Origin of the sequence: Marinobacter subterrani (assembly GCF_001045555.1) — a bacterium.
GTDB lineage: Bacteria > Pseudomonadota > Gammaproteobacteria > Pseudomonadales > Oleiphilaceae > Marinobacter > Marinobacter subterrani.
Window position 1 is genome coordinate 3,093,583 of sequence record NZ_LFBU01000001.1, and the last position, 26,656, is coordinate 3,120,238.

23 protein-coding genes are annotated in these 26,656 nt (G+C 60.9%); 9 read left to right on the top strand and 14 right to left on the bottom strand.

The genetic code is table 11. The annotated features are described in order from the left end of the window. Window positions 1–59: 59 nt before the first annotated feature. On the bottom strand, window positions 60–431 hold the full coding sequence (locus msub_RS14410) for a response regulator (protein WP_048496651.1): 372 nt from the start codon (window positions 429–431) through the stop codon (window positions 60–62). 66 nt (window positions 432–497) lie between these two features. Next, on the bottom strand, window positions 498–2,189 hold the full coding sequence (locus tag msub_RS14415) for a diguanylate cyclase (protein WP_048496652.1): 1,692 nt from the start codon (window positions 2,187–2,189) through the stop codon (window positions 498–500). Between the two features lie 106 nt (window positions 2,190–2,295). On the opposite strand from msub_RS14415, the gene msub_RS14420 reads away from it, so the two are divergent. Together msub_RS14420 and msub_RS14425 are read left to right on the top strand one after the other, a co-directional pair. Then, the gene (locus msub_RS14420; RefSeq protein WP_048496653.1) at window positions 2,296–4,089 is read left to right on the top strand and encodes an ATP-binding protein; all 1,794 of its coding nucleotides are present in this window, start codon (window positions 2,296–2,298) and stop codon (window positions 4,087–4,089) included. After that, window positions 4,076–5,752 (top strand): GAF domain-containing protein, encoded by a 1,677-nt coding sequence (locus msub_RS14425; protein WP_082146561.1) that lies wholly within the window; start codon window positions 4,076–4,078, stop codon window positions 5,750–5,752. The genes msub_RS14420 and msub_RS14425 overlap by 14 nt, the downstream gene beginning before the upstream one ends. Before the next feature lie 47 nt (window positions 5,753–5,799). Here the strand turns inward: msub_RS14425 and msub_RS14430 are convergent, their stop codons facing one another. Together msub_RS14430 and acnA are read right to left on the bottom strand one after the other, a co-directional pair. Continuing rightward, a complete protein-coding gene (locus tag msub_RS14430) occupies window positions 5,800–6,339 on the bottom strand; it encodes a ferritin-like domain-containing protein (RefSeq protein ID WP_048496654.1) in 540 nt (179 codons plus the stop codon). Window positions 6,340–6,439: 100 nt separating this feature from the next. Further along, window positions 6,440–9,202, bottom strand: coding sequence for an aconitate hydratase AcnA (gene acnA, locus msub_RS14435; protein WP_048496655.1), 2,763 nt, complete (start codon window positions 9,200–9,202; stop codon window positions 6,440–6,442). Between the two features lie 499 nt (window positions 9,203–9,701). Between acnA and msub_RS14440 the strand changes: the two genes are divergently transcribed. After that, window positions 9,702–11,156, top strand: a complete 1,455-nt coding sequence (locus msub_RS14440; protein WP_048496656.1) for a hypothetical protein — start codon at window positions 9,702–9,704, stop codon at window positions 11,154–11,156. 43 nt (window positions 11,157–11,199) lie between these two features. On the opposite strand, the gene msub_RS14445 is transcribed toward msub_RS14440, so the two are convergent. Then, on the bottom strand, window positions 11,200–12,648 hold the full coding sequence (locus tag msub_RS14445; RefSeq protein ID WP_048496657.1) for a rhomboid family intramembrane serine protease: 1,449 nt from the start codon (window positions 12,646–12,648) through the stop codon (window positions 11,200–11,202). A gap of 324 nt (window positions 12,649–12,972) precedes the next feature. Here msub_RS14445 and msub_RS14450 point away from each other — a divergent pair, with 324 nt between their 5' ends. After that, on the top strand, window positions 12,973–13,413 hold the full coding sequence (locus tag msub_RS14450; RefSeq protein ID WP_048496658.1) for an OmpA family protein: 441 nt from the start codon (window positions 12,973–12,975) through the stop codon (window positions 13,411–13,413). A gap of 76 nt (window positions 13,414–13,489) precedes the next feature. Here msub_RS14450 and msub_RS14455 read toward each other — a convergent pair whose 3' ends face one another. From msub_RS14455 to msub_RS14475, 5 genes are all read right to left on the bottom strand, one after another. Continuing rightward, window positions 13,490–13,891, bottom strand: a complete 402-nt coding sequence (locus tag msub_RS14455; RefSeq protein WP_048496659.1) for an MAPEG family protein — start codon at window positions 13,889–13,891, stop codon at window positions 13,490–13,492. A gap of 2 nt (window positions 13,892–13,893) precedes the next feature. After that, a complete protein-coding gene (locus tag msub_RS14460) occupies window positions 13,894–14,136 on the bottom strand; it encodes a GlsB/YeaQ/YmgE family stress response membrane protein (protein ID WP_048496660.1) in 243 nt (80 codons plus the stop codon). A 95-nt stretch (window positions 14,137–14,231) separates the two neighbouring features. After that, entirely contained in the window at window positions 14,232–14,930 is a 699-nt protein-coding gene (locus msub_RS14465; protein WP_048496661.1) for a lysophospholipid acyltransferase family protein, read from the bottom strand. Between the two features lie 48 nt (window positions 14,931–14,978). Next, a complete protein-coding gene (locus msub_RS14470) occupies window positions 14,979–15,575 on the bottom strand; it encodes a class GN sortase (protein ID WP_048496662.1) in 597 nt (198 codons plus the stop codon). Then, on the bottom strand, window positions 15,572–17,572 hold the full coding sequence (locus msub_RS14475; protein WP_227506816.1) for a marine proteobacterial sortase target protein: 2,001 nt from the start codon (window positions 17,570–17,572) through the stop codon (window positions 15,572–15,574). Before msub_RS14475 ends, msub_RS14470 begins: the two co-directional genes overlap by 4 nt. 337 nt (window positions 17,573–17,909) lie before the next feature. On the opposite strand from msub_RS14475, the gene pdsR reads away from it, so the two are divergent. Genes pdsR through msub_RS14490 form a run of 3 tightly spaced genes read left to right on the top strand, consistent with a single transcriptional unit; the run spans window position 17,910 to window position 21,970 of the window. Next, the gene (pdsR, locus tag msub_RS14480) at window positions 17,910–18,611 is read left to right on the top strand and encodes a proteobacterial dedicated sortase system response regulator (RefSeq protein WP_048496664.1); all 702 of its coding nucleotides are present in this window, start codon (window positions 17,910–17,912) and stop codon (window positions 18,609–18,611) included. A 3-nt stretch (window positions 18,612–18,614) separates the two neighbouring features. Beyond that, window positions 18,615–20,645, top strand: a complete 2,031-nt coding sequence (locus tag msub_RS14485; protein WP_048496665.1) for an ATP-binding protein — start codon at window positions 18,615–18,617, stop codon at window positions 20,643–20,645. Window positions 20,646–20,662: 17 nt separating this feature from the next. Continuing rightward, window positions 20,663–21,970 (top strand): DUF3422 family protein, encoded by a 1,308-nt coding sequence (locus tag msub_RS14490; RefSeq protein WP_048497140.1) that lies wholly within the window; start codon window positions 20,663–20,665, stop codon window positions 21,968–21,970. 6 nt (window positions 21,971–21,976) lie between these two features. Here msub_RS14490 and msub_RS14495 read toward each other — a convergent pair whose 3' ends face one another. Beyond that, window positions 21,977–22,762, bottom strand: coding sequence for an ATP-binding protein (locus tag msub_RS14495; protein WP_048496666.1), 786 nt, complete (start codon window positions 22,760–22,762; stop codon window positions 21,977–21,979). 85 nt (window positions 22,763–22,847) lie between these two features. Between msub_RS14495 and msub_RS14500 the strand changes: the two genes are divergently transcribed. Then, the gene (locus msub_RS14500) at window positions 22,848–23,291 is read left to right on the top strand and encodes a methylglyoxal synthase (protein WP_048496667.1); all 444 of its coding nucleotides are present in this window, start codon (window positions 22,848–22,850) and stop codon (window positions 23,289–23,291) included. A gap of 135 nt (window positions 23,292–23,426) precedes the next feature. Then, window positions 23,427–24,398, top strand: a complete 972-nt coding sequence (gene cysK, locus msub_RS14505; RefSeq protein ID WP_048496668.1) for a cysteine synthase A — start codon at window positions 23,427–23,429, stop codon at window positions 24,396–24,398. Between the two features lie 39 nt (window positions 24,399–24,437). On the opposite strand, the gene msub_RS14510 is transcribed toward cysK, so the two are convergent. The 3 genes from msub_RS14510 to msub_RS14520 form a co-directional block, all read right to left on the bottom strand. Beyond that, the gene (locus tag msub_RS14510) at window positions 24,438–25,016 is read right to left on the bottom strand and encodes a porin family protein (RefSeq protein ID WP_048496669.1); all 579 of its coding nucleotides are present in this window, start codon (window positions 25,014–25,016) and stop codon (window positions 24,438–24,440) included. Window positions 25,017–25,225: 209 nt separating this feature from the next. Then, window positions 25,226–26,080, bottom strand: a complete 855-nt coding sequence (locus tag msub_RS14515) for a DNA ligase (RefSeq protein ID WP_048496670.1) — start codon at window positions 26,078–26,080, stop codon at window positions 25,226–25,228. 77 nt (window positions 26,081–26,157) lie between these two features. Further along, the gene (locus msub_RS14520) at window positions 26,158–26,607 is read right to left on the bottom strand and encodes a DUF4124 domain-containing protein (RefSeq protein WP_227506737.1); all 450 of its coding nucleotides are present in this window, start codon (window positions 26,605–26,607) and stop codon (window positions 26,158–26,160) included. Window positions 26,608–26,656 lie beyond the last annotated feature (49 nt).

Consider the following 26,656-nt stretch of genomic DNA (forward strand, 5'->3'; position numbering starts at 1 on the left):
CCGCCAGACTACCGCAAATCGCCCTCTGCCGCATCTGTTCAGGACCTGCCTGAACCTGGCTACAAGCACGTCCGGGCCCGGGTCAGAATTTCTGCGATCTGCTCGGAGAGGGTCATGGGATCAAACGGCTTCGGAATGACTCCCACGGCCCCCAGCGCCTGATACTCCTGAATTTCCGAGCGCTGCAGGCGCGCAGTCATGAAAATAACCGGCACCGTCTCCAGGCCCGGCAATTGTCGTAATGCACGCATCGTGGAGGGACCGTCCATGCCCGGCATCATGACATCAAGCAGCACCAATTCCGGATCAAAGCCCGGGGCAACCTCCAGCGCCCGCGCGCCCGACTCGCAAAGCGCCGCCGTAAATCCACCCACATCCTGCAGGGCAATCTCGGCAATGGCACGAATGTCGGGATCATCTTCCACGTACATGACCCGTTGGGGCAATCCATTCTGTTCAGATGCCACTGACTGACTCCTAATGATTGTTTTCGGGGTCTACCGCTGTGCCGGAGACACGTGAACCGTAACACCGTTCCGACCGGCGCGCTTGCGCTCGTAGAGCGCCCGATCGGCAGCCTCCAGGGCCTGATCGCCCCCTGTGAAATCATTGATGGCCGCGACGCCGGCGCTGAGAGTAACCTGGAAACCCTGGTCGCCGGCCGAAAAAATTAGCTCACGGAAGCTTCCGGCGATCTCGCCGATCAGCTCGGCTGCCTCCTGCGCCGGGCAATGGGGTAGCACCAACAGAAACTCCTCACCGCCATAACGGCCGATCATATCGGTCTCCCGCAGACGGTTCCGCAGCAGGTTCGCGAGGGTCCGGATAACCATGTCTCCATAGCGGTGGCCCCAGGTGTCGTTCACCTGCTTGAAATGATCCAGATCCAGCATCACCACACTCGACGGGTGTCCATCGCGGCGACATCGCGCCAACTCCTTTTCCACTTCCTGTTTGATCAGGGAGTGCTTGAGCAGGCCGGTGAGACTGTCCCGGTTCATCAGCTCGGACAGCTGCCTTGCCCGGTAACACCGTATGCGCACCGACCGCACCAGGTAATCGTCCGAGATCGGTTTCATCAGGAACTCGTCCGCGCCCTTGGACAGCGCTTCAAGCTGGTTATCCGGGTCATCCTCGGACGAGAGATAAATGATCGGCAGGCTCAGCCACTGGGGCTCGAAACGGATCAGGCGGGCCAGGGTAACACCCGAATAGTGGCCGATCTGGACATCCATCAGGACAATATCCGGCTGGAACACCGACAGCTCCGGCATCAGGTGCAAAGGATCCGATACCGTCCGTGCGTCGATGCCGGCGGACTGCAGCACCAGGCAGTAGTGCTCAGCCAGTTCCGTATCATCCTCAACGATCAGTACCCGCCCCTCGACCCTGGAACTCCGCTCGATGGCGAGCGATTCGACACGCTCTGCCAGTTCCGGAATATCCACCGGTTCCGGAAAAAAGGCGAACGCCCCGAGTTTTGCCACATCGTATTTGTTGCTGAACGAATCATCCCGGCCAATACAGATGACCGGCAGGCGGCGACGGGAACCTTTCGCCAGCGACTGGTCGCGGAGCAGGATGACCTCAGCCAGTGCGGAATCCCGGCACAGGATGGCCGAGGCCCCTGGGGTTTCATTCAGGATCTTGCCGACCGCCGCGGGATTGTCCCGGTTGACGGTGTCACACAGGAAGCCATAGCGCAGCAATTCGGCAGAGGGCAGGCGTTCGTTACCGTTGTCCATGACAATCACGCTCACCTGCATACCATGACTGCCTTCGAACATTTCGCCGGGCGCAGCCACAGCGGGCTGCGCCACCGTGCTGTCAGCCTTGACTTCAACCAGCTGGGCCAGGGCATCAATCCCCTCGGCAAGGCCGTCAGATACCTGGACAGACTGGTGCAGCGTGGCCGTCTGATCGGTGAGCGTTTCGGCCTGAACTTTCAGGCGTTTCTCCAGTAACCGGGCCGCTTCCCCCAGTTCCGGCAGCCCGAAGGTGCCGGCGGAGCCGGACAGGCGGTGCAGGCACTGATAACACCGGATCAGCCCCTCCGCGGTCAGCTCGCCACGACGGATCAGATCCGCCTGGACGGAGAGATCCTCGATATCATTTTTCGCGCGGGCCAGGAACTTGTACCTCAAAACTTCGAGCCGCGTCGAAACATCGCCGTTTGTCTGCGAAGCCACCCCGAATCTCCTGATAAATGTTATTTGCCCGACTTACAAATTCCACTATTCTCCAGCCAATGAAACCACGATTACGCCCGCCCGGCCATGACCGGAAGGAACAATTTTGCGGAATTTCTCCCTTGGCACCCGTGTCGCCCTGATTGCTGTCTTCAGCAGCATTGTCACCGTGCTTGTCTTGCTGGCCACAGCCTATAACGGGCTGGTTCGGGATTTCGAGACTGTGCTGACCCAACGGCAACTGATCGAAACCGAAACCCTCGCCAGTAAAGTCAACCAGGATCTGCAGGTTCGTCTGCGGGCAGTCGGAGCCTTTGCGTCGCTCCTGACCGATGGCGAAAAGCGCCTTGCGCTCCCCCGCATCCGGAGCCTGCTGGGTCGCCAGCCAGCACTGGAAAATTATTTCGGAGAGGGCCTGGTGGTGCTGGATGAGAATGGCGTTGCGATTGCCGAAAGCATCCATGTGCCCGGACGGCTTGGCACCTCCTATGCCGACCGGGCGCATTTCCGGCAGGCGATGGCCTCCCGTGAACCGGTCATCAGCCATCCGATCATCGGCCGGGCCACCGGCCTTCCACTGCTGTCGTTCCTGGCGCCGATCGAGAGCGATAACGGCGACCTGCTGGGCTTTGTCGCCGGTATCATCAATCTGGCGGAAACGAGCATCATTCCAAGGCAGGCTGACAATGACCAGGACACGCTCTTCAAGGTGCTGGATACCGGGCACTTTATTCAGGTCGACACGCTCTCCGTAGCCAACCCGATGCCCGACATACCCGTGCCGGGGGAAAACCTGATCATCGATGCGGCCCTCTCGGGGGTGCCATTCGGTGTGGTGGCCGACCGGGCCGGGAAAAAATGGATCTACGCGACCCGTCACCTGGAGCGTGTGGGCTGGCTGTTTCTCCGGGCTGTGCCCTACCAAAAGGCGATACAGCCGGCGTGGTCATCCTTCAACGCGTTTCTGGTCGCCAGTGTGCTGGCCATGCTGATTCTGGCGGCAACGGCGCTGGCACTGGCGCGGGCGGCCACCCGGCCACTGGAAAAAATGTCCGCCAGGCTCCGCTCCATGTCCCGTGACGGTTTTACGTTCGCCCGGCTGTCGCCCACCGGGCCACCGGAGATCCGCAGCGTCGCCCGGGCCTTCAATACGCTGATGGAGGAACGCGAAGCTCTCGATGATCTCAAGGACCAGTTTGTCTCTACCGTGAGCCACGAACTGCGCACACCCCTTACCTCGATCAATGGCTCCCTCAAGCTGCTCAGCTCCGGCGCGGCGGGCGAACTGTCGGGCAAGGCGGCCAGCATGGTGGATGTCGCCCTCCGGAACAGTGAGCAACTGCAACGGCTGATCTCCGACCTGCTTGACTTCAACAGGGTGCTGGCCGGTCAGATGCCCATTCATCCCGAGAAAGTCAGCCTCAGCCAGGCGATCAGGGCGGCCAGTGAGGGCAACGCGGCGATGGCACAGCACTATCGCATCCGGATCAGCGCCGAACTTGCAGAAGAGTGGTTTGCAATCGCAGACTCCCTGCGGCTCCGGCAGATACTGGATAACTTCATCAGCAATGCCATCAAGTTCTCGCCGAGCAAAGGGTGTGTTGAAATCCGGGCGGAATCGCCAGCCCCCGGCCGTATCCGGATCACTGTTTCGGACCAGGGCAAGGGTGTTCCGGAAAGCTTCCTGCCCCGCCTGTTCCAGCGCTTTGCCCAGGCCGAAACCGGTTCCGCCAGGGCCAGAGCCGGCACTGGGCTTGGGCTGGCCATCGTCCGGGAGCTGGCAGAGCTCATGGAGGGCGAAGTGGGCTACTATTACCAGCAGGGCGCGCACTTCTGGCTGGAGCTGCCCGCCGCCAAACCTGATGTACCGGACCGCGGAGGCCCACATGAAACCCCCTGAACTTCCGCCCGATGAAGCCCACCGCCTGTCTGCGCTCGACGAGCTGGCGCTGCTGGACACGCCTCCGGAAGAGCGGTTTGACCGGCTGACCCGGGTCGCGGCACGAACCTTTGGCGTGCCGATCGCGCTGGTGTCCCTGGTTGACCGCAACCGCCAGTGGTTCAAATCCCGGCACGGGCTGGACGCGCCGGAGACCGCCCGGGACATCTCTTTCTGTGGCCACGCCATTCTCCGCGATGAACCCCTGGTTATCGAAAACGCCCTGAACGATGAACGGTTTGCCGACAACCCGCTGGTCACCGGCAACCCCAGCATCCGGTTCTACGCCGGTGCACCCCTGCGCGACCGACGCGGCCATCGGGTGGGCACGCTCTGTATCATCGATAATGAGCCCCGAACCTTTTCCGAGCAGGACAAAGCCACGCTCCGCGACCTGGCCGATATGGTGGAGCGGGAATTCGGCCTGGGCGAACTGGACAACTACTACGACGAGCGCAACCAGGCCCTGAACATTCTGACCGAAATCTCGCTGGATACTGACGGCGATGCCGACCAGCGTGCCACCCGGGCACTGGAAATCGCCTGCGACTACCTCGGCCTCGAAACCGGCGTCGTCAGCCGGATTACCGGCACCGCCTATACCGTCCACTGGCACTTCACGCGGCTTCCGGGAACCCTCGCCAACGGCAACACCCTGCCACTTGAACGCACTTACTGTTCGTTGATGGTGCAGAGCGGCCAGGTTCTCGCCATCGATAACATGGGCCAGTCACCCTACAGTAGCCACCCGTGTTACCAGGCCTTCGGACTGGAAAGCTATCTCGCCGCCCCGGTCTGGATCGACGGTGAAATCTTCGGAACCATCAACTTTTCAGCCCGGAATCCCCGAAGCCGGCCCTTTACCGCAACGGAAAAAATGTTTGTCACCCTGCTGGCGCGGTGGGTCGCCGATGTGGTCTACCAGCAGCTCAACGCGGAAACCCTGAACAAGCTGGTGACCCAGATGCCCGGCATGCTCTACCAGTACCGGCTCTGGCCCGACGGGCACAGCACTTTTCCCTATACCAGCCCGGGCAGCCAGGTTATCCATGGGGTTACCGCGGAAGAAGCGGCCAGAGACGCGTCTCCGGTGTTCGAGCGAATCCACCCGGACGATGTTGCGGGGGTATCAGAATCGATTCACGCGTCCGCGGCCAGTCTCGAGGACTGGCAACACCAATACCGCATTCAATGCCACACTGGTGGCTGGCACTGGGTGGAGGGGCAGGCGACGCCGGAGCAACTGCCCGACGGCAGTATTCTCTGGCACGGCTATATTGCCGACATTCACGAGCGCCACAGAATCGATGAAATCAAGAACCGGTTCATCTCAACCGTCAGCCACGAACTGCGTACGCCACTGACGTCGATGTCCGGGGCTCTGGAGCTGGTACTGGGAGGCGCAACCGGACCGCTCACAGAAAAGACCATCCGGCTGCTGGAGATTGCCCGGCGTAACAACGACCACCTTCGGGGCCTGATCGAGGACCTGCTGGATATTGACGCGCTGGTCAATGGCACCCTGCCGCCGGACGCCCCGGCCAGGGAGCGCGAAGCCCTCGCCCGCAAGGCACTTGAAGAAATCCTGCCGCTGACCCGGCCAGATGGCAATAACGCCACCTGACCCGCAGCGGCTCTTCACCGGGCATCCAGGCCACCGGAAGGGATGGTTCAGCTACCCAGGCCTTCCAGCAGGCCGGCCATATCGTCGGCGTGCTCCTCTTCCTGGGCCAGGATCTCCTCGATGATCCGCCGTGAGGTGGGATCCTGGTCGCCCAGATAGCGGGCGATTTCGCGGTAACTGTCAATGGCGATCCGCTCCGCCACCAGGTCCTCAACCACCATCTCCCGGAGCGTCTCTCCCTCAACGAACTCCGCGTGGGACCTCGTTAACAGGCCCTCCGGCGAGAAGTTGGGTTTGCCACCGAGCTGAACAATGCGCTCGGCCAGCCAGTCGGCGTGCTGCTGCTCCTGGTCCGCGTGCTCCAGGAACTCCTGGGCCGCGACGCTGGCGTTGATGCCTTCGGCACGGAAATAGTGGCTCTTGTAGCGCAGGGTGCAGACAATTTCGGTGGCCAGAGCCTCGTTGAGGATCTTCACCACATTGTCGCGGTTGGCACCATAACCTTCGGTGAGCGCCCCCTGCTCAATGTGCATGCGGGCTCTTTCGCGAAGGGTTTTGACGTCCGTCAGAAACGGTTGATCAGTCATAGTCTCTCTCGTATCTCTCTAGATGGAATTTGGCTTGAATTCGGCAAGATGGATGAATCCGGCATAGCGGCGGGCCGCCATGCCGTCTCAACCAGTGCCTTCAGGCAGTACGCAGCATTTCCCTGACAACGTAGTGCAGGATACCGCCATGCCGGTAATAGACCGCCTCGTTGGCGGTATCGATCCGTGATTTCAGGTCACAGGTCTCGGTGGAGCCGTCCTTGTATTTCACGGTCATCTTCAGGGTCTGGCCGGGTTTGATGTCGCCGGACAGGCCTTCGATGCTGATGGTTTCCTCACCGGTCAGCTTGAGGCTTTTGCGATCCGTGCCTTCCGGGAACTGCAAAGGCATCACGCCCATGCCGATCAGATTGGAGCGGTGAATACGCTCGTAGGATTCGGCCACCACGGCTTTTACACCCAGCAGGCGGGTACCCTTGGCGGCCCAGTCCCGGCTGGAGCCGGTACCGTATTCCTTGCCCGCGATGACCACCAGGGGCGTGCCCTGCTCCTGGTACTTCATGGCGGCATCGTAGATGGCCATCTGCTCGCCGGTAGGCACGAATTTGGTGAAGCCACCTTCCACGTCGTCGAGCATTTCGTTCCTGATGCGCACGTTGGCGAAAGTGCCGCGCATCATCACCTCGTGGTTCCCCCGACGTGAACCGTAGGAATTGAAGTCTTTCGGCTCGACGCCATGGGCCTGCAGGTATTTACCGGCAGGGGTGTCCGGCTTGAAGGAACCGGCCGGGGAGATGTGGTCGGTGGTCACCGAATCGCCCAGCAACGCCAGGATGTTGGCGTCCTTGATGTCCTCAATGGCGTCAGGCTCTTCGCCCATGCCCTCGAAGAACGGCGGATGCTGGATGTAGGTGGACTTGTCGGACCACTCGTACACCTTGCTTTCCGGTACCTTGATGGACTTCCAGGTGGCATCGCCGTCAAAGACTTCCGCGTATTCCTTGCGGAACATGTCGGTCTTCACCTTCTCCACGGCGTCGGCAATTTCCTGCTGGCTGGGCCAGAGGTCTTTGAGATAGACCGGATTGCCATCCTTGTCCTTGCCGAGGGAATCTTTGAAGAGGTCCACCCGGACGTTGCCGGCAAGTGCGTAGGCCACCACCAGGGGCGGCGAGGCCAGCCAGTTGGTCTTCACCAGCGGGTGCACCCGCCCCTCGAAGTTGCGGTTGCCGGACAAGACCGAGGCCACCGTGAGGTTGCCATCGTCGATCGCTTTCTCCACCGCCTCCGGCAGCGGGCCGGAGTTGCCGATGCAGGTGGTGCAGCCGTAGCCCACCAGATTGAAGCCCAACTGGTCCAGATCGTCCTGGAAACCACCCACTTTCAGGTAGTCGGTAACCACCTTGGAACCGGGCGCCAGGGAGGTCTTCACCCAGGGTTTGGTTTTCAGGCCTTTCTGAACCGCCTTCTGGGCAATCAGGCCGGCGGCCATCATCACGCTCGGGTTGGAGGTGTTGGTGCAGGACGTGATGGCGGCAATCACCACCGCCCCCGGGTCCAGACGGCTTTTCTCACCGTTCATTTCCAGCGGCTGGCTGGCGTGATGCTTGTAGCTGTCGTCCACGCCGACGGCGGTCTGGCCACCCTCGGATTCCAGATTGGCCTCCCGGCCCTCCTCGGCGCCCCCTTCTTCGGTCTCCATCAGCAGTTCGAAAGAAGCCTTCATGTTTTTCAGGGCGACCCGGTCCTGGGGGCGCTTGGGACCGGCCAGGCTGGCCTCGACTTCGCCCATATCCAGTTCGAGGGTGTCGGTATACACCGGCTCATGGCCGGGCTCGCGCCACAGGCCCTGGGCCTTGGCGTAGGCTTTCACCAGCTCCAGTTGCTCGTCTTCGCGGCCGGTCAGGCGCATGTACTTGATGGTCTGCTCGTCCACCGGGAAGAAACCACAGGTGGCTCCGTATTCCGGCGCCATGTTGGCGATGGTGGCCCGGTCTGCCACCGGCATATCTTTCAGACCGTCACCGTAGAATTCCACGAATTTACCCACCACGCCTTTCTTGCGCAGCATTTCGGTCACCGTGAGCACCAGATCCGTCGCCGTGATGCCCTCCCGCAACTTGCCGGTAATCTTGAAGCCCACCACTTCCGGAATCAGCATGGAGACTGGCTGACCCAGCATGGCGGCCTCGGCTTCGATGCCACCCACACCCCAGCCGAGGATACCCAGGCCGTTGATCATGGTGGTGTGGGAGTCGGTACCCACCAGGGTGTCCGGATAGGCAATGGTCTTGCCGTCCTGGTCTTTGTGCCAGACCGTCTTGCCCAGATACTCCAGGTTGACCTGATGGCAAATACCGGTGCCCGGCGGCACCACCCGGAAGTTATCGAAGGCCTGCTGGCCCCAGCGCAGAAACTCGTAGCGTTCCTGGTTGCGCTCCATCTCAATGGCCACGTTGTCCTTGAACGAGGAAGCATCGCCGAATCTGTCCACCATCACCGAGTGGTCGATCACCAGATCCACCGGTGACAGCGGGTTGATCATGGCCGGGTCCTTGCCGGCGGCCTTCACCGCCTCGCGCATGGCAGCCAGATCGACCACACCCGGCACACCGGTGAAATCCTGCATCAGCACCCGGGCCGGGCGGAACTGGATTTCGGTCTCGGAATGGCGGTCCTTCATCCACTGGACCATGGCATCAATGTGGCTGCGCTCGACCGTGGTGCCATCTTCGTTGCGCAGCAGGTTCTCCATCAGGACTTTCAGGGAGAATGGCAGGCGGTTGAGGTCGCCGAGAGTGTTCGCAGCCTTGGGCAAGCTGTAATAGTGGAAGGTTTTACCGCCAGCATCGAGGCTGGAAAGGGTATTCAGGCTGTCTTTGCTGAGACTTTGATTCGACATGTGGTGCCTCCTTTTCGTCGTTGTCCGCGTGTTCCGGAAGGCTCTGGTGAAGCCCTTTCATCAACGTATCGACCGGGAAAGCGATTCGGAACCGGACACCAGACTGATGGAAGGACTCCTGAACGTGAAACCACCTTTAACTATTGCAGCAAATGATGAGAGTTCAACCGCGGCTTGATGAATGTTCGGCATCACTGCGGTGAATGTCAGACCAAGGTCGGAGAATGCGGGGGCACCGACCCGACTTTCAGAGGGGTTAGATGCGATAGAGTTTTACCAGTTCGTCGAGCTTTCGGTAACCCCCTCGAGACTGGCGGCATCAATGCGCCATTCATATTGTATGGCGTGGTCACGCACGTTGCGGGCGCGGTCGATCAGCAGGCGCGAATGGCTGCAGGGAGCTGACAATAGTCTACCTGTTAACGGATTTGCTGCGATCAACACCGACATCTGTCATCATTAGCCACCGATTTTCTGATGGACCAGGATACACGCTCCAGTGAAACACGATTGTCACTACCACCCCGGCGACCCCGCCAAATGGCATTGCGGAGACTGCCAGACTCACTACTGCAGCCGCTGCATGCCCGATGCCGATACCCGTCAGCGCCGCGCGCTCTGCCCCAACTGCAGCAAGGCCATGCGCTATCTGGGAGCGGCTACAGAGGTGGTGCCCTTCTGGCAGCGGCTGGGTGCGTTTTTCCGCTACCCGTTTCATACCGATCCCCTGATCGTTGTCGCCATCTGCACCCTGGTGCCGCTGGTTGCCCCGGCTAACCTGATCGGTCTCCTGATCTGGCTGGTGCTACTGCTGGCGCTGTTCAAGTACACCTATGCGGTGATCAATCACACGGCGGAAGGTCATCTGAAACCGCCGCCGGTGGCCGTTGCGTTCACCGGCAGCGGCTTTGGCATTGTTATTCTGCAGTTGCTGGTGTTCGTTCTGATGGGCGGGCTGGTCACTGCGGCGGCCATGCTCGGCGGCCCGATCCTGATGATGCTGGCCCTGGCCTTTGTGGTGCTTGCCCTGCCGGCGAGCATCATGGTGCTGGCCATGGAGCGCTCGGTGGGTGCGGCGATGAACCCGATGAATCTGGCGGTGCTGATCTCACGGATCGGCACCCCTTACTTTCTGCTGTACGGCTACCTGATCCTGCTGACCCTGGCCTCCGGCGCCGCCCAGGACTTTGCGGTGAATCACTTCCCGATGTGGGTGGCCCAGCCTCTGGCCGGCTTCCTGAACAGTACCTTCACCCTGATCCTGTTCCACATGCTGGGTTACCTGCTTTTCCAGTATCAGGAAGAACTGGGATTCGCCTCGGACATCCAGGATGAGTCCGTGGGCCAAGATACCCATCAGCGCGATCGAACTGCGCGCTTTGACGCCGACATCGACATGAACCTGAAAAACGGCAACTACGACCGGGTGCAGAGCATGCTGAAGGAGGCCCTGAAGCGCGACCGGGACAACGCCCTGCGCATTGGCCAGCTGTATCAGCTGCTGACGGCCCGGCAGGACACCGACGAACTCTACCGTTATCACCCTCGCATCCTGGGCTGGCTGGCTGATCGCAACGATGGCGAAGGCATCGCAGGCATGCTGAATACACTTCAGGAGGCGGAACCTGGCTTCAAAGTCGATGATCCCGAACTTGCAGTACGCTGCGCCCGGGCCCTTTACCACCGGGGCCAGTTCAAGCCGGCCCTGAGAGTGCTGCAGGATTTCCACAAGCGCTTCCCGGACAACGAACAGCTCGCGCCGGCCTACCTGCTGGTGGCCCAGACCCTGGCCAATGGTCTGTCCCAGTGGGAAAAGGCGACGGCCTTCCTGACATTTATCCAGAAGCAGTGCGTGAATCATCCGCTGCATGAGCAGATCACGGTTTATCTCGAGCAGGCCCAGAATAAGGAGCCGCTGAAGGGGCCAAAAGCTACGTTTTCCGTGCAGGACTGAGGCAGGGTATGGGAGGGGCTTCCCATACCCTGCCTCCCCGAAGCTAGCCGGCCTGTAAAAGTTGGCGATAATGACGAGCCTTCGGCGCCATCTGGCGCTTTTCAAACTCTTCCATCAATAACCGGCAGGCCTCGGTCGTCAGCAGCTCATCGCCGGTGCTTCTGAGCCGCTCGAAAGCTTTCTCGGCGGATTTGAAATCATGTTGTTTCAAACTGGTGAACAGCACACGGTTGTGGTCTTCCGCCGTCAACGGCTGATAGCTCTCCCCCTTGCCCAGGTACTCCTGCCAGATGGCTATCATCTGTTCCGGCTGGTGCCGGCTGAGGGCGTCGGTCATCAACTCCCGGGCACGGTCGCGGTAGTGCGGCAGATCCGGCCGGAGTTTGGCCAGCTGGTAGAGGTGTTCCAGCAAAATCGGCCGCTCCGGGTAGTGCGCGCGCAGGGCCTCGAACTGGCGGCGGGCCAGCTCGAACTCCATCCGGCCTAGGCTGGCCATGGCCTGGGCGTAGCCGGTGGTGAAGCGGGCATCCTGCTCGTCTTCCTCCGGCTCGAAGAACTCTTCGCGAACCTGCAGCCAGCTTTTGCCGAGCAGCCAGACCAGACCGGCACCGGCCAGGAGCCCGCCGGCATGGGCCATGTAGGCGATGCCGGTGGCACCGGCAAACCAGTAATCGTAGATTTCCTTGCCCAGCCACACCGGTAGTATGGCAATGGCCGGCGCCCGAAAGTAGTTGAAATAAACCCCGAGGAAATAGAAAAACCGGATTTTCTGTAACCCGTAAATGGCCACATACATGCCCATCAGGCCCGATATCGAGCCCGACGCACCCACCAGAGGAACATGACTGCCGGTGGAGAACGCGGTAAACACCAATCCGGACAGGGCCCCACACACCAGGTAAGCCAGCAAGAACTTGCCGGGCCCGAGGGCTTTCTCAACAGTGAACCCGAGCAGGAACAGGAATACCAGGTTGCCGATGATATGACCCCAGCCCCCGTGCAGAAACTGGTAGGTAATCAGGCTGTAAAGTGACAAGTCCGCCGGTGTCAGCCCGAGCTGGTGGGCGCTCAGGGTATGGATGTATTGTTGCTCGATCGCAACGCGCCATTTCTGCCAGTAGGCCCGTTCCGCCGGGGCCCAGAGCAAATCCTGATTCTGCAGCAGATACTGGTAGAACTCCCGGTCCATCAACAGGTTGACGGCCAGCCAGTAGCGCTCGTTTTGCTCCCGGAGCTGCTGGAATTGCTGAAGCTCATACACTCGGCTTTCCTCGCCTTCCAGGCGGATCCGGCGTTCCAGGTAGTCTTCGTAGGCCGGGGCTTCCAGGAGCTGGAGCTCGGCATCCAGGTATTGCTCCACCGCCTGATCAAGTTTCCGGCTGTCGTCACCCTGGTAAAACAGGAAAACCAGCAGGCAGGTCAGCATCAAACCCAGGGTGATCCAGGGCGGGCGTTTCCAGTTAACGGCGTTCTCGGCGGGGATAATCAGCATGGGCGGTCACAATTCATCATAATCTGTCCCTGAAAGGGTGTTTTTTACCACAACCACGCCTTCTTTTCGCGCTCAAATGGAATCCGGCGCAGAGGTCTCACCGGGTCAATGCCGGAAATGTGCACCGCCCCACAGAGCCGGTATGGCTATCGGTACCACCCGGGGCTGTCATTCCATCGTCACAGAAATGACATTAAATCGGTGCCATCGAGGGAATGAGCCGGGGCTCTTATCGACCATTCGCCAATTGCCGTTATTCCGGCTCCCACCAATAGTGAGCGGGAATAACAAGAAAAACCGGACACTGAAACAAGGATTCTGCACATGACCGTACTCGTACTGGACAGCCCGGAGCTGATTGCCACAGCGGCAATAGCCGCCGGTTTTAACCCTGCGGCATTCGAGGCTGGCAGCCAGCGCCCGCACCGGATGAAGTTTCACTATGGCTTTAACAAGCATTCACTGGCCGCTGAGGACATCGGGTTCCTGCAACAGCATGCCGCGTACCTGAGACAGCACCCTTCGGTCAGCATCAGGATTCACGGCCACTCGGACAACTTCGGCGCGGAGGACTATAACGGGTTCCTGTCCCGGTTGCGGGCCAATGCGGTTGCCCGGATTCTGATGCAGGAAGGCGTGCCGGAATCCCGGATTCTTATGGCCCACTGGGGATCAGCGCGCCCCCTGGCCAGACCGGAGGACCACGCCGCCAACCGGCGCGTTGAGCTGGAGTACCTGACGCTTGATATGGCCAGGGCGCTCTAGACGGCTGTTGGCCACGCACCGAAGCAAAAAAAGGGGGCCAGGCCCCCTTGAACTTGATAACTCCGCGCCCGGCGACTCAGCCGTAGACCTGCCAGACATTCCACAGCAGTAACAGAGCGGCAACGAGTATGGCCAGCCAGGTCAGAAGAATGCCGATCATCCGGGCCCAGTGGGTACTGCCACGACCATTGATCATGCCGAAGGCATGGAGAATGCGACCGACAACCAGGCCCATACCTGTCCAGTAGATCAGCCCGCTGGCTGCGCCGTTCAGCTCGGCAATACCCAGCATGATCAGCCCCATGGGCGCATATTCCACCAGGTTGGCATGGGCCCTTACCGCGGCCTGGAAATCCACATCATCGGTTGTACCCAGCCCCTTGCGGTACTTCAAGCGGAACTTCACGACCTGGGCCGACAACACCAGCAAAAGAATGCCAATAACCGCGGCAAACACTCCGGTTACGGGTACGATCATGCTCAGCCCTTCTTGATTGCGCTGACAATGGCCAGCAGCAGGATCGCACCCACCGTTGCCGTCACCAGCTCACCGACAGCACCCTGGGCCGCCAGACCCAAAAGCCGGAAAACAAAGCCACCGAGGAACGAGCCAACGATACCAATACCGATGTTGGCCAGTACCCCGAAACCGCGGCCCTTCATGATCAGCCCGGCCAGCCAGCCGGCAACACCACCAATAATCAGAAACAGAATCAGATTCATCTCTTGCCTCTCCCTGAGGGTCGTTGAACGAAATGATCAGTCCCGCAAAGACTGCCCTGTTTCTGCTGGTGCTTCAAGCAGTTCCGGTGCTGGTGTCAGAGGCTGGCAATGGTTTCCGCCATTTGCCGGTGGCAGCGGGCCATAAGCTCGGGAATGTCGTCAACGGTCAGGCCCTCGGTTTCGACTGGAGGCAGAATCCGGACCGCAACCGCCTCACGCCGGCCGCTCCAGCCGATGGCTTTGTCCTGGTACTCCTGAGCACACACCATGGTAATGGGCGCGCCGGACGCAACGGCAGCATGAAAGGCGCCTTTCTTGAATTTTTGCAGACCCCGGCCCCGGCTCCGGGTGCCTTCCGGAAACACCCAGAGGCTTTTACGGTCCCGCACTATGGCGCTGCTGGTGGCCTGCATCACGGCAATGGCTTTGTGGGAACGGCCCCGGTTGAGTATCACGTTGCCCCCGAGCCAGAACACCTGGCCAAAGAACGGCACCCAGACCAGCGACGACTTGCCGACGGTCACCGTGCGTGGTGGCAGAAGATCGCCCACCACAAACAGGTCGTCGTTATGCTGATGGTTGGCAATGACCACGGTCGGACGGTCTGCCGGAATGTGTTCACGACCCTCAAGGGGCCTCTCCATGCCAAGAATCGCCCGGCCTGCCCGGGCGACCGTTGCACCCAGCAAACGGTTGTTATCCGGGTTGAATGGCCGGGCAATATACAACACCAATGCAAACAGACAGATCACCGGCACACTGAGCCATGCCAGGAATTTTCTTACAACGCCCATGTAACAAAACTCTGCAACCAAATTATGGCGCACAAGTGTACGCCAAAGTTATAGCCCGGCAACAGTATCAATTTGTTCCCGCGGGCCACCGGTTGCGGTCGCCCGGGCCTGCACCACATATCGGAGCGGGCCGCCGGCATCGACACTGTTGAACGGATAGCAGGTCACCAGTAACAGGGTGCCATCCGGCAACTGCCGGGTGTCAATCAGCTCTAAACGGCTGTCCACCACCCGGACATTTTCGACGCGGTAATTGCGCCAGCGGCCACTGCGGTTCTGGAGTCTGATTTCATTGCCAGTCTCCAGAGCCTCCAGGCCACGAAAATGCGTGTCCCGGTGACCGGCGATAACCACGACGCGGTGGTCGTCTTCATCGCCCGCCAACCGGCCCGGCCCGAACGCCAGGCTCTCGCCGTGCGCGCCCTCCAGAACGATCATCGAGTCGTTCAGTTCCGGTATCGCCAACCGGGCGACCGGCCAGGTATCCGCCCAGGGCCAGGGCCGTGATTCGGCCTGCCGGGCCTGGCTCTCGGCCCAGGCCAGCTCCAGCATTTCCTGGGCAAGCACCGCCTTCAGCGGAATCCACAACCCGAATACCAACAAAGCAGCAGAGCTGGTGAGCAGTGTGAGGGAAAACCGACTCATTGAAACGCCCTCCGCTGCAGCAGCATCAGCGCCACGGAAAACATCAGCCCGACCAGCCCGAGGGCGATCAGCAGGGGCGCTGCCGTGGCAGTCTGCGGGTACCGGAGCATCCCGGCCTGGCTGCCGGCAGGCAGCAGTGTCGGCAGGTTCTCCTTGGCCAGTGGCGCTTCCGCCGCTCGTGCAGGTGTGGCATCCACGGCCACAAAACTGGTGTAGGCCGACATCAGTCCGTGTGCCACCGCCAGCCTGGTAATGCCAGCTTTGTCCGGCGCCTGGCCGCTGACCGTGGCTCTGTCCTGGAGGCTGTCGATCTTCTCCCGGGCCCAGTGGCGATGAAGCCCGGTACCCGGCGCCGCCTGCTGCAGATCCAGGGTTCGGCTCCAGCGTTCACCACCCGGCAGCCGGCCCGACACCTTGAGCTCACCCATGGCCGGAACACCCCGGGCTACGTGAATCAGCGGCTCCCCCTGAAACAGATCCCCTGCCCGCCGGGGAAAGCTTTCAACACCCTCGTCCTGCCCCGGCCATTGCACCCGGATATCGGCCAGAACCGGCGCCGACATCGCCGAGAACAGGGCGCGCAAAGGGCCGCTCACATCCGACGTGGAGTGAATGGCGGTATAGGTGCCCCGCCCCCAGCGAGCGGCTTCACGCATGAAGTGCCGGTTCGGGGCGGAACCGATGCCCACGGTAAACAGCCGTTGATCGCCCAGTTGCTGGTGAATCTGTTGAAACAGCGCGGTTTCATTACCCACCGCACCGTCAGTGATAAAAATCACCTGTCGCACCCGTTCGGCCACGTCACCAGGGCCAGAACGATGCTGCAGAGCCAGCGATAGTGCCGGCGCCATTTCAGTGCCACCGTCGGCCGTCAGGTCGTCCACATACTGCCGGGCACGGGCAAGGTTATTCCCGTTAGCAATCTCCGGCTGCATGAACAGGGCGTGGGTCTGGCTGTTGAACTGGATAATGTTAAAGCTGTCCCGGGGCGTCAGGGTTTGCAGACCTGCCTTCAGGGCACTGCGGGCCTGGCGTATGGATTCCCCCGCCATGGAACCGGAGGTATCGATGACAAACACCAGCTCCCGTGGCAGAACGCTGTGGCCGGTCTGACCCGGCACCAGCAAGGCCAGCAGGTAATCCTCACCCTGCCAGGACTGATGGAAGACCGCCGCCGAAGGCTCCCGCCCCGCCAGCGGCCGCCAGCGCACGACAAAATCCCGGTCCATCAGAATTTCACCCGAAGCCGGGCGCACCGTGACCGCCTGGCCATCCCGGCTGGTTGCCAACTGGTGAGAAGGGCTGGAGACCTCCTCCAGCGGCAGACCGGCATCAATCCTCACCTCGATCGACGCCCGGTGGCTGTCATCGGCCACATCCCGAGGGTTGACGGTAAAGGGGCTGATGGCATCAGCATCGGCCACCCGATTCGTTGGCAGCGACCAGCCATCTTGCCACTGGTCCGCGGATGAACCCGTGAGCGCGCCCGGCACATAACGCGGTGTCAGCGTGGTGGGAATGCTCAGCTCGAACACCCCGGCCTGATACCGGACCGGCTGCTGGTACTTCAGCTCCACAGACACTGTGTCCCCCGGCGGAATATTCGCCACCCGGGCGGTGAACAGATTCGGCCGCTGCTGCTCAAGGTTAGCCGCCTGCTGCCCCGCGCGCTTCGCCGTTTCATAGGCCTGATGCGCAGCCTCCCTCGGCTGAACCCGGCCCTCGATGGTCCGCTCCCCCACCTTCATGGTCAGGCCATACACACTGGCCTTTTCCGGCAACGGGAACACAAACACCCCTTCCCGCCACTGGTCACTGGTGTTCCGGAAGCTGCGCAGAAGCCGGGTGTCGGCAATCAACCCGCTGACGCGGATGTCGAAGTCACTGCCCAACACCAGTGCGGGTTCCTGCCAGTGCCCCTGGCCGTCGACGAAGTGCAATTGGCCTAAGGTGTCTGCCTCACTAGCTTCGGCATAGAGTGGGTGAACAAACAGCATCAGCAAGATAGCGAACCAGAGGCTTACCCCCTCCCAAACACGCCTGGAGTTAAATTTCTGAAAGCGCGTAAAAGGTGAAGAAAGTGCGCGGCTCTTTTCGAAAACGGGGGAGTAAAACCGTAAAAAGGCGTTAGAAAGCAGCATGGCGGAATCCTTTTGACTGCATGACTGAGCGAAACACCCCCATTTCAGCAATCCGGAAAGGAACTCCCGTGGCAGAAAGCGACAAACCGCCCTCAAAAAATGATGAATTATGGCAACAGGCGCACACGCCCTTGTTCTGAACCCCTGCCGTGGTTAAATAGACACTCACCGGCCAGGGAAAACCGCCGACACCATGAAAAAACACATTGTTCTGATCGAAGACGAACCCGCCATCCGCGACAACTACCGCGCCGCGTTTGAACGCCGGGGCTATCGCGTAACGGCCCACGGCGACCGGGCATCGGCGTGGCAGGTACTGCGACAGTCCCTGCCGGATCTTGCCATTATTGATGTCGGCCTGGGCGATGAGCCGGAAGGCGGCTTTGCCCTGTGCCAGGACCTGCGCTCCGTGTCCCAGACCCTGCCGATCATCTTCCTGACCGCCCGGGACAGCGACATCGATTCGGTCCACGGCCTGCGCCTGGGCGCCGACGACTATGTAACCAAAGACATGAGCATGGATCATCTGCTGGCCCGGGTCACCGCCCTGCTGCGTCGGGCCGATGCCTGGGCCGAGGCGCTCCAGAAGCCGGATGAGGTTCTGCAGCGCGGCCAGCTCAGCCTCAACGTCGACCGCATGACCGTCGCCTGGAACGACGCCCCAATCGACCTGACTGTGACCGAATTCTGGATGCTCTACTCGCTGGTTCAGCACCCGGGCCACGTCCGCAGCCGGGATCAACTGATGGAAGCAGCCAGCACCGTACTGGACGACAACACGGTTACCTCCCACATCAAACGCATCCGCCGCAAGTTCCTGCAACGCGACGATACCTTCGATGGCATCCAGACCGCCTACGGTATGGGCTACCGCTGGAATGCCCGTGAGGTCTGAGCCTTGAACCTGAAGCGCCAGTTGCTTGTTGCCAGCCTGCTGATGCTGCTGATTCCCTGGGCGGGCCTGCAGTTCGTTCTGGAGCTGGACGCTGCCCTCCGGCAACAGGCACGCCAGCAACTCCAGGACCAGGCCGGCCGACTGGCCGAGACCGCCGGCGACCTGATGATCGGCCTGCCGGCGGTAGCCCCTGGAGAGCCCGCGATTTACGTTGAACCACTGACCGGCGCCATCAACCTGGACGGCTATGGCGACGACTGGCCGGGGTACCGCGAAGAGGATCCCCTGAGTAACTGGCAAAGCATCTCCACGCCAGACTCCGGCGGGCCAACCCTGTACTGGCAGGCTGCAACCGACCAGCAACACCTTTACCTGCTGATCCGGGTCAGTCCCCGCCGGGCAGTGTTCTTCAACCCCGGAAACGCCGAACAGCCCCACGACCGACTCCGGCTGTGGCTGAAGCCCGACACCCAGAGCGTTGCACCGGACGAGTCGACCCTTTCCTGGCTGATTCGCACCCCCGCTCCGGGGCAGCTGTATGGGCTGATCGAATCGTCCATGAAGCCGGACTACCGGGTCTCCGGTTTCTGGCAGAGTACCGGCGATGGCTGGCAGGTTGAGCTGAAGCTGCCGATGCCAGCGGGCCGCAGCCGCCTGGGCTTTGCCGCCCGCTGGGGTGACAGTCCGGAGATGGCGGTGGCAACCCCGACCCGGCCGCTGCCGATAATGCTCAGCCGCAATCTGGTGCTGGAGCGGCAACTGGAAGCTCGCCTGAATCCGGGCCAGCGCGCCCGTCTGGTGGAGCCGGCAGGCTGGGTGATCGCAGCACAGCGTTTGGCAGCCACCGCCTCCGACCCCGAATTCGATAGCCTCAGCCCGCTTCAGGTGATTGAACAGATCAGTCTCAACGCACTTCGGGGACTGATCCGCATTTATCTGCCTGAACCCACCACTCTCACAACCGGCAGCCATCGCATCGACATCACCGGTCTTCCCCGCGAAGGGCTGGTCAGTCACCCGGACGACAGCATCTGGCTGCTGACCACCCGGCCGGTGTTCGGCGGCCGCACCCTGATCCTCGAGCAGTCTCTGGACCAGCTACTGACCCTGTCCGGCTCCACGCTCGGCTCGGTGATCGCCCGCAGCACACTCATTATTGTGGCCCTGACACTGGTCCTGCTGGGGTACGCCAGTTGGCTGTCCTGGCGCATTACCCGGCTGCAACGGGCTGTCAGCGCGAGCATCGACGAAGATGGGCGAATTACCGGGACGGTTCCGGATTCCCGTGCCAGGGACGAACTGGGCCAGCTGCAGCGGCATTTCAGCCGGATGGTGGACCGGCTCCATGGCTACAACCGCTATCTTGAAAGCTTTTCACGGCGCCTGTCCCATGAGCTGAAAACACCGGTTGCGGTGGTGCGTTCATCTCTGGAAAACCTCAGCCACTGCGAATCGGAAGACGAGCGCCGGCAGTATATTGAGCGGGCGGCCTCAGCCACGGAACGCCTCCGCCAGATTCTCCACGGGATGAGCGAAGCTGCCCGGCTGGAACAGAGTCTGGATCTTGCGGACAAAGAGCCATTTGATCTGGCAGAAGTGACCGCCGAGGCCACAGCTGCCTATCAGGCTCTGGATAGCAACCATCAGATCCGCTATGCAGGGCCAAAGACCGGCTGCCCGATCACCGGCTCGCCGGAACTGATGGTGCAACTGCTCGACAAGCTGGTGGACAACGCGCGGGATTTCACACCGGAAGGCGGTCTCATTGAGGTCGGGCTGGAACACACAACGGACGGCCTCTGCCTTTCGGTTTTCAATCAGGATTCCGCCCTGCCGGAGACTACCGGGACAGACATCTTCAGCCCGTTTGTGTCGCTGCGGGAAGGCCAGGCGCAGGGACACCTGGGCCAGGGTCTGCTGATCGTCAGTCTGATTGCCGACTACCATGGTGGCCGAGTGGACGCAGAGAACCGCACCCAAGGTGGCATTGACGGCGTGTGCTTCCGGGTTATTATCCCCCCAACCCATTCTTGAAACAGGACAGCACCGCCGTGAGCGCACGACTGGACTCCCTCAACATCCATCCGCTTCGGCACGAGCTCTATTACGAGTTGCACTCACGTCCCTTTCAGGTGCTGCCAACGCCGGCCCAGGTCACCCATATGGCGGTGCTGACCACCCCGGAGCAACGCCAGCAGCAGTTCCGGCACCTGCAGGAGCTGCACCGAATGCTGGGCCAGCCGGTGCCGGAGCAGGAGATAGGCTGTTTTGAGCACACCTTTGGCTCGCTCCGGGTGCGGCGTGAAATGCACATGGAGTTCGCCTCCTACACCTTCATCAACCTGGCCGCCAGCGAAGAGACCCCGTTCACCGAAACCGGCATTACTCCCCTGCCGGAAGGCTGGCTCGAACAGCTGGCCGGCACCGTGATAGCCGCCTTCCACCTGGAGATACGGCCGGCCGCAGACGGAACCGGAGGTGATCTGGACTATGTTCGCAAACACTTCGAAGGCATGCGCCTGATTGGCAGCAGTCCCCAGGAGGGCGCGGCCCGGGTGTGGGGGACGTTCAGACTGCACAGCGACGGCTTCGGCCGGTTCATCGTGATGAACCACCACATGTCCGACAGCCAGCTCGGGCGCCTTACCCAACGGCTGATGGAGATTGAAACCTATCGCCTGATGTCGCTGCTGGCGCTGCCCGTGGCCCGGGGAATCACCCCTGCCCTGAACGACATGGACGAAAAACTGGCGGTGATCACCCAGTCTCTTGCCGAAAACCAGGACGTCGATGAAGAAAATCTCCTGGCTCAGTTGACCAATATCGCCGCCCGCATCGAGGCCTTCCGGGCTCACTCCACTTTCCGTTTCTCCGCCACCCGGGCCTATCACCGGCTGGTGCTGACCCGGCTGGAGGAACTGCGGGAAGATGAGCTCTCCGGCCACCTGACCCTCACCGAGTTCATGACCCGCCGGCTGACGCCGGCGGTAAAAACCTGCGAGGCAGTCAGCGAACGGCTCGAAGATCTGTCACGCCGGGTAGACCGCGCCTCCGACATGATGCGGACCCGGGTAGAGCTGGCCATTCAAAGCCAGAACCAGCAGCTGCTCAGCTCCATGGACCGGCGTTCCAAAATCCAGCTGATGATGCAACACACCGTGGAAGGCTTCTCGGTGGTCGCCATCACCTACTACCTGATCGGCCTGCTCAAGTTCGGCCTGGATTCGGTTTACGAGGCAGGCTTTGAGTTCAACAAGACGATGGTACTCGGTATCGCCATTCCCGTGGTGATGGCCCTGGTGTTCCTTGGGGTCCGGGTGGTTCACCATCACTTCATCCGGATGGCGAAACGGCAATAACCCCGCCTAACGCCCGCCCCCCTCGTCTCCGGCAAACTGCCGGTAAAACTGCTGGGCCGTGCGGCCATTGCGGACACCCTTGGCGGTGGCAAAACGGATCGCCTCCCGGTGCAGGCTGTCACGGTCTGCCACTTCCGGAAACAGCGCATCCACCGCCTGCAGATAAACCTCCTGGGAAAATGCATAGAACGATAACTGCAGGCCAAAGCGATCCGCCAGGGATACCTGTTCCTCGATGGCTTCCGCCGGATGCAGTTCACCGTCGCGCATCTCGCTCTTGAGGTTGTCTGACATGAATTCCGGCATCAGGTGCCGGCGGTTGGAGGTGGCATACACCCGGACATTCTCCGGCGGCAGCTCCAGGGAACCCTCCAGCACACTTTTCAGGGCCTTGTAGCCGGTCTCCCCGGCATCAAACGACAGGTCATCGCAGAAGATCACGAAGCGGAATGGCAGGTCGCAGATGTCATCGACGATTTCCGGCAGGTTCACCAGATCGTCCTTGTCCACCTCGATCATCCGAAGCCCACTGGCCTGGTAACGATTCAGCAGCGCCTTGATCAGCGATGACTTCCCGGTGCCCCGGGAGCCCCAGAGCAGCGCGTTGTTGGAGGGCTCGCCGGCCAGAAACCGTTCGGTATTGCGGGCCAGGGCCTGCTGCTGCCGGCTGATACCGGTGAGATCCTGCCATTGCACCGGATCCAGCCGGCGAATGGCCCGCAGGCCCGAGCGGTGACGGCGCCAGACCGCCGCCGGCGTGGTTTGCCAGTCGATAGCTACAGTTCCGGACATACACCTCTTTCCTATTCCGTCCTGTGTCAGCCTGTGAAACACTGAACACACTTGATAACCGGTTGAAAAGGAGACTTTACCCCAAATGGCCGTAAAATCCGTTGCTTTGGTGGCCCACGACAACAAGAAAAAGGAACTGGTGGACTGGGTCGCCGACAACCGCACCCGTTTTGCGCCCCTTAAACTCTATGCCACCGGCACCACCGGCCGGCTGCTTCGGGACAATCTGGAGCGGAATGACATTCATTGCCTGCTCAGTGGCCCGTTAGGGGGCGATCAGCAGATCGGTGCCAAGATCGCCGAGGGTGAAATCGACCTGCTGGTGTTTTTCTGGGACCCCCTCGAGCCCCAGCCCCATGACCCCGACATCAAAGCCCTGTTGCGGATCGCCGCACTCTGGAATATTCCCGTGGCCTGCAACCGGGCGACGGCGGAGTTCATCCTGACCTCCGCTTACATGACCGATGACCGGCACCAGCCGAAAAAACCGGATTTCTCGGATTACACCGGCCGTTCGGTCAGCGCCTGAGGCGGCTGGATATCGCTATGGTTCTGACTGCACTTGCTTCGGCCTTTTTGGAAGTACCGGTCCGGCTTGAAGGGCGAGCGGAAAATTGCCCGGTGGTGCTAAGATTCATCAAAAGACAAGGATAAGGAGAACGCCATGGCACGTATTTACGAGGACAACTCACTCTCCATCGGCAATACCCCGCTGGTCAAGCTGAACCGCGTCAATGACGGGGCGACCATCTGGGCCAAGATCGAAGGCCGCAACCCGGCCTATTCCGTCAAATGCCGGATTGGCGCTGCGATGATCTGGGACGGCGAGAAGCGCGGCACCCTGAAGCCCGGCATGACCATTGTCGAGCCCACCAGCGGCAACACCGGTATCGCCCTGGCCTTTGTGGCCGCCGCCCGGGGCTACAAACTGATTCTGACCATGCCCGCCTCCATGAGCCTGGAGCGGCGGAAAGTTCTGAAAGCCCTGGGAGCTGAACTGGTGCTCACAGAGCCCGCGAAAGGCATGCCGGGCGCCATCGCCAAGGCGGAAGAAATCTTTTCCTCCGATCCGGACAACCACTTCCTGCCGCAGCAGTTCCAGAACCCGGCCAACCCGCGCATTCATGAAGACACCACCGGCCCGGAGATCTGGAACGACACCGACGGCAAAGTCGACATTTTCGTGGCCGGTGTCGGCACCGGCGGCACGCTGACCGGCGTCTCCCGATACATCAAGGGCACCCGGGGCAAGGACATTACCACCGTCGCCGTCGAGCCAACCGATTCGCCGATCATCACCCAGGTAATGAACGGGGAGGAGCCCAAACCGGCACCCCACAAGATTCAGGGTATCGGCGCGGGCTTCGTGCCCAAGAACCTGGATCTGGACCTTGTGGACCAGGTGGAAGCGGTAACGAACGAGGAGGCCATGACCATGGCCCACCGGCTGATGCAGGAGGAAGGCATTCTCTGTGGCATTTCCTGCGGGGCGGCTGTGGTCGCCGCAGTCCGGGTGAGCAAACAACCCGAACACCAGGGCAAGAACATCGTTGTGGTGCTGCCGGATTCGGCAGAGCGCTATCTCTCGTCCGCGCTGTTCGCCGACCGGTTTGGCGAGCTGGAAAACGTGCAATAGGTGGCAAGAGGCGCAGCCTGAGGCCGCGCCCTGCCTGCATCAGAACTGGTACTTCAGACCGACACGGCCGGTATCGAATTCCGGCCCGCTGTTGGTTACCTGACCGTTAAAATCTTCCTCCTCAACGTCGACGCTGTAGCGATTGTACTCCGCGAACGCGGTCAGTTTCGGCGTTACCCGGAAATCCACGCCAGCGCCTACAAACGGCGTCACCTCATCGTAGGTTTCGCTCTCGTTGAAGGCATCTACATCAAAAGCCGAGGCGAGTACACCGACTTTACCGTAGACCCCGAAACTGTCCGTCAATGGCAGCCGGCCAATGGCACCCACGCCAATCCCCTTGAGCTGTCCTTCCACGTTATCGTCACCGAAATTCCCGAAATCGATGTACTCCGCTTCCGCCGCAAAGAACGGATTGAACTGGTAGCCAAGAGCCGCCCCGAACAGATCATTTTCATCCTCGAATTCGCCGCCGTGAGCCTTGTAGCCACCGTAGCTGCCGCTGATGTACGGGCCGGACTGATCACGATCAACCGCGCCCTGGGCCCAGGCTGCAGGCGCTGCCAGGGCGGTAGCCGTAAGAACTGTGGCACAGGCAATTCCAGCTTTGTGGTTCATAACGCGTTCCTCTTCGTCGGTTAGGTGTCCGTTCATACCTTGCACAATCGCCAGCCAAGCTTCGCGATTGCCTGAACTCACCCTAACCCGAGACACGCATCAGGGGGGTTAAAACCGGAATACGATTTATTCACCGAATGTTCATGCCCTGAACCCCGGCGGCTGCCCGAATGTTGACCCCCGTCAACCGCCCGTGTTGATTCGCCGGTTCAGCGTGGCGGCTCATCGTCCCGCACGCGCAGAAAGCTGGCAAATCGCGGCAATCCCGTGGCGGTATGGCCATAATACTTGAACGTAATGACGGCCCCGATCTCCGGCGGAGACGCTCTCTCGGCATCGCTGAACCCGGAACCGATCCGGAAGCGACGGCCGTTTTCCAGTTCCACCAACAGCGACCCCATCATCCCCTCGTATTTGCCCTCGCCCGGCAACTGCCGGATCACCACCGCTTCGGCATCGCGGTAGTGCTTGACCTTCAGCAGATCATCGGAGCGGCCGGCATGATAGACGCTGCTGCCGCGTCGCAGCATCAAGCCCTCCGCACCCGCCCGCACGATCGCGTCCAGGCGCGCCATCAACGCCTCATGGGTGGTCGCCCGTTGTTGCCGGACAACCGCCAGAAACGGTGAGCCGACCCTGGCAACCGTTGCCTGAAGACGCAGTAAGCGCTGGTCAAAGGGCATACCGCTGACAGGGAAATCAAACACCATAAACCGGATTTTACGCCACTCCTGATCAACCGGAACGAGCTTGCGAACTGCCCCGGATAACTCCGCAAACCGGCCCCGCCCCATCCATAGTTCGCCGTCCAGCGGATGCTCCGGAAAGCCCCTGGTGAACCACGCCGGGGCCCGGTATTCATGGCCACCGCGAGAGATCAATCGGTTACCCGTCCAGTATGCTCGTACCCCGTCAAACTTTTCGCTGACCCAGTAGCCTTCCAGCGGCATGCCCTTCTGGTACACCTTGGCCAGTGTCAGCTCGGGCGGCTTTGCTGCGGCCACCGCGGAAAACAGAAGGGAAACCAGCACCGGCAGAGCGGTGCTGAGCAATCGAAAAGTCATGGCAATTCCTTTGCTCTCAGTTGTTTTGTTGTACGGAGACCAGAGATTCCGTTCCAGCCTTAATCATCGACAGAGCGTTATTCGTTTCCGCAGGTGCGCTTCACCTTCTGCCGGAAATCCGCACGAATTCGAGCATTCTCCGCCTCATTCACGAAAACCCGCTCGCCCTGATCATTGAGGTTATAAAAGGTTGAAACGCTGGCCAGAAACTTCAGGCGCGCCTGAAGTTTTCTGCAAACCTCGGCTCGCTTCGCGGCCCTCTCCTCTACCTGGGTATCAGCGGCTTGTCGGGCTTTACGTTCCTCTTGCAGTTGCTCCAGAAACTCGGTCATTTTCAGGTGCCGCTCCCGGGCAACTGCATCCACGCTGGCCGGAGCGGCCTTCACCGCGACTTCACTTGATGCGGCTTTAGCCGGTGGACGATCGCCGAAATGGGTCTGGCCGTTGGCATCGACCCATTTGTAGACACCGGCGTTTGCGTAAAAGGGGATAAAGCAGAGGAATATCAAAACCATGGATGCTTGCACAAAGAACTCCTTTTCATTCTGTTAGTTCCCTGGCGCCTTTCACAGAGGC

What these genes read in the sequence shown, in the direction of transcription:
- msub_RS14515 (WP_048496670.1), bottom strand. Translation starts at nt 26,080, where the DNA reads ATGACTTTTCGATTGCTCAGCACCGCTCTGCCGGTGCTGGTTTCCCTT.
- msub_RS14510 (WP_048496669.1), bottom strand. Translation starts at nt 25,016, where the DNA reads ATGAACCACAAAGCTGGAATTGCCTGTGCCACAGTTCTTACGGCTACC.
- msub_RS14410 (WP_048496651.1), bottom strand. Translation starts at nt 431, where the DNA reads ATGTACGTGGAAGATGATCCCGACATTCGTGCCATTGCCGAGATTGCC.
- msub_RS14500 (WP_048496667.1), top strand. Translation starts at nt 22,848, where the DNA reads ATGGCCGTAAAATCCGTTGCTTTGGTGGCCCACGACAACAAGAAAAAG.
- msub_RS14445 (WP_048496657.1), bottom strand. Translation starts at nt 12,648, where the DNA reads ATGCTGATTATCCCCGCCGAGAACGCCGTTAACTGGAAACGCCCGCCC.
- msub_RS14475 (WP_227506816.1), bottom strand. Translation starts at nt 17,572, where the DNA reads ATGCTGTTTGTTCACCCACTCTATGCCGAAGCTAGTGAGGCAGACACC.
- cysK (WP_048496668.1), top strand. Translation starts at nt 23,427, where the DNA reads ATGGCACGTATTTACGAGGACAACTCACTCTCCATCGGCAATACCCCG.
- msub_RS14495 (WP_048496666.1), bottom strand. Translation starts at nt 22,762, where the DNA reads ATGTCCGGAACTGTAGCTATCGACTGGCAAACCACGCCGGCGGCGGTC.
- msub_RS14465 (WP_048496661.1), bottom strand. Translation starts at nt 14,930, where the DNA reads ATGGGCGTTGTAAGAAAATTCCTGGCATGGCTCAGTGTGCCGGTGATC.
- msub_RS14455 (WP_048496659.1), bottom strand. Translation starts at nt 13,891, where the DNA reads ATGATCGTACCCGTAACCGGAGTGTTTGCCGCGGTTATTGGCATTCTT.
- msub_RS14470 (WP_048496662.1), bottom strand. Translation starts at nt 15,575, where the DNA reads ATGAGTCGGTTTTCCCTCACACTGCTCACCAGCTCTGCTGCTTTGTTG.
- msub_RS14430 (WP_048496654.1), bottom strand. Translation starts at nt 6,339, where the DNA reads ATGACTGATCAACCGTTTCTGACGGACGTCAAAACCCTTCGCGAAAGA.
- acnA (WP_048496655.1), bottom strand. Translation starts at nt 9,202, where the DNA reads ATGTCGAATCAAAGTCTCAGCAAAGACAGCCTGAATACCCTTTCCAGC.
- pdsR (WP_048496664.1), top strand. Translation starts at nt 17,910, where the DNA reads ATGAAAAAACACATTGTTCTGATCGAAGACGAACCCGCCATCCGCGAC.
- msub_RS14425 (WP_082146561.1), top strand. Translation starts at nt 4,076, where the DNA reads ATGAAACCCCCTGAACTTCCGCCCGATGAAGCCCACCGCCTGTCTGCG.
- msub_RS14460 (WP_048496660.1), bottom strand. Translation starts at nt 14,136, where the DNA reads ATGAATCTGATTCTGTTTCTGATTATTGGTGGTGTTGCCGGCTGGCTG.
- msub_RS14450 (WP_048496658.1), top strand. Translation starts at nt 12,973, where the DNA reads ATGACCGTACTCGTACTGGACAGCCCGGAGCTGATTGCCACAGCGGCA.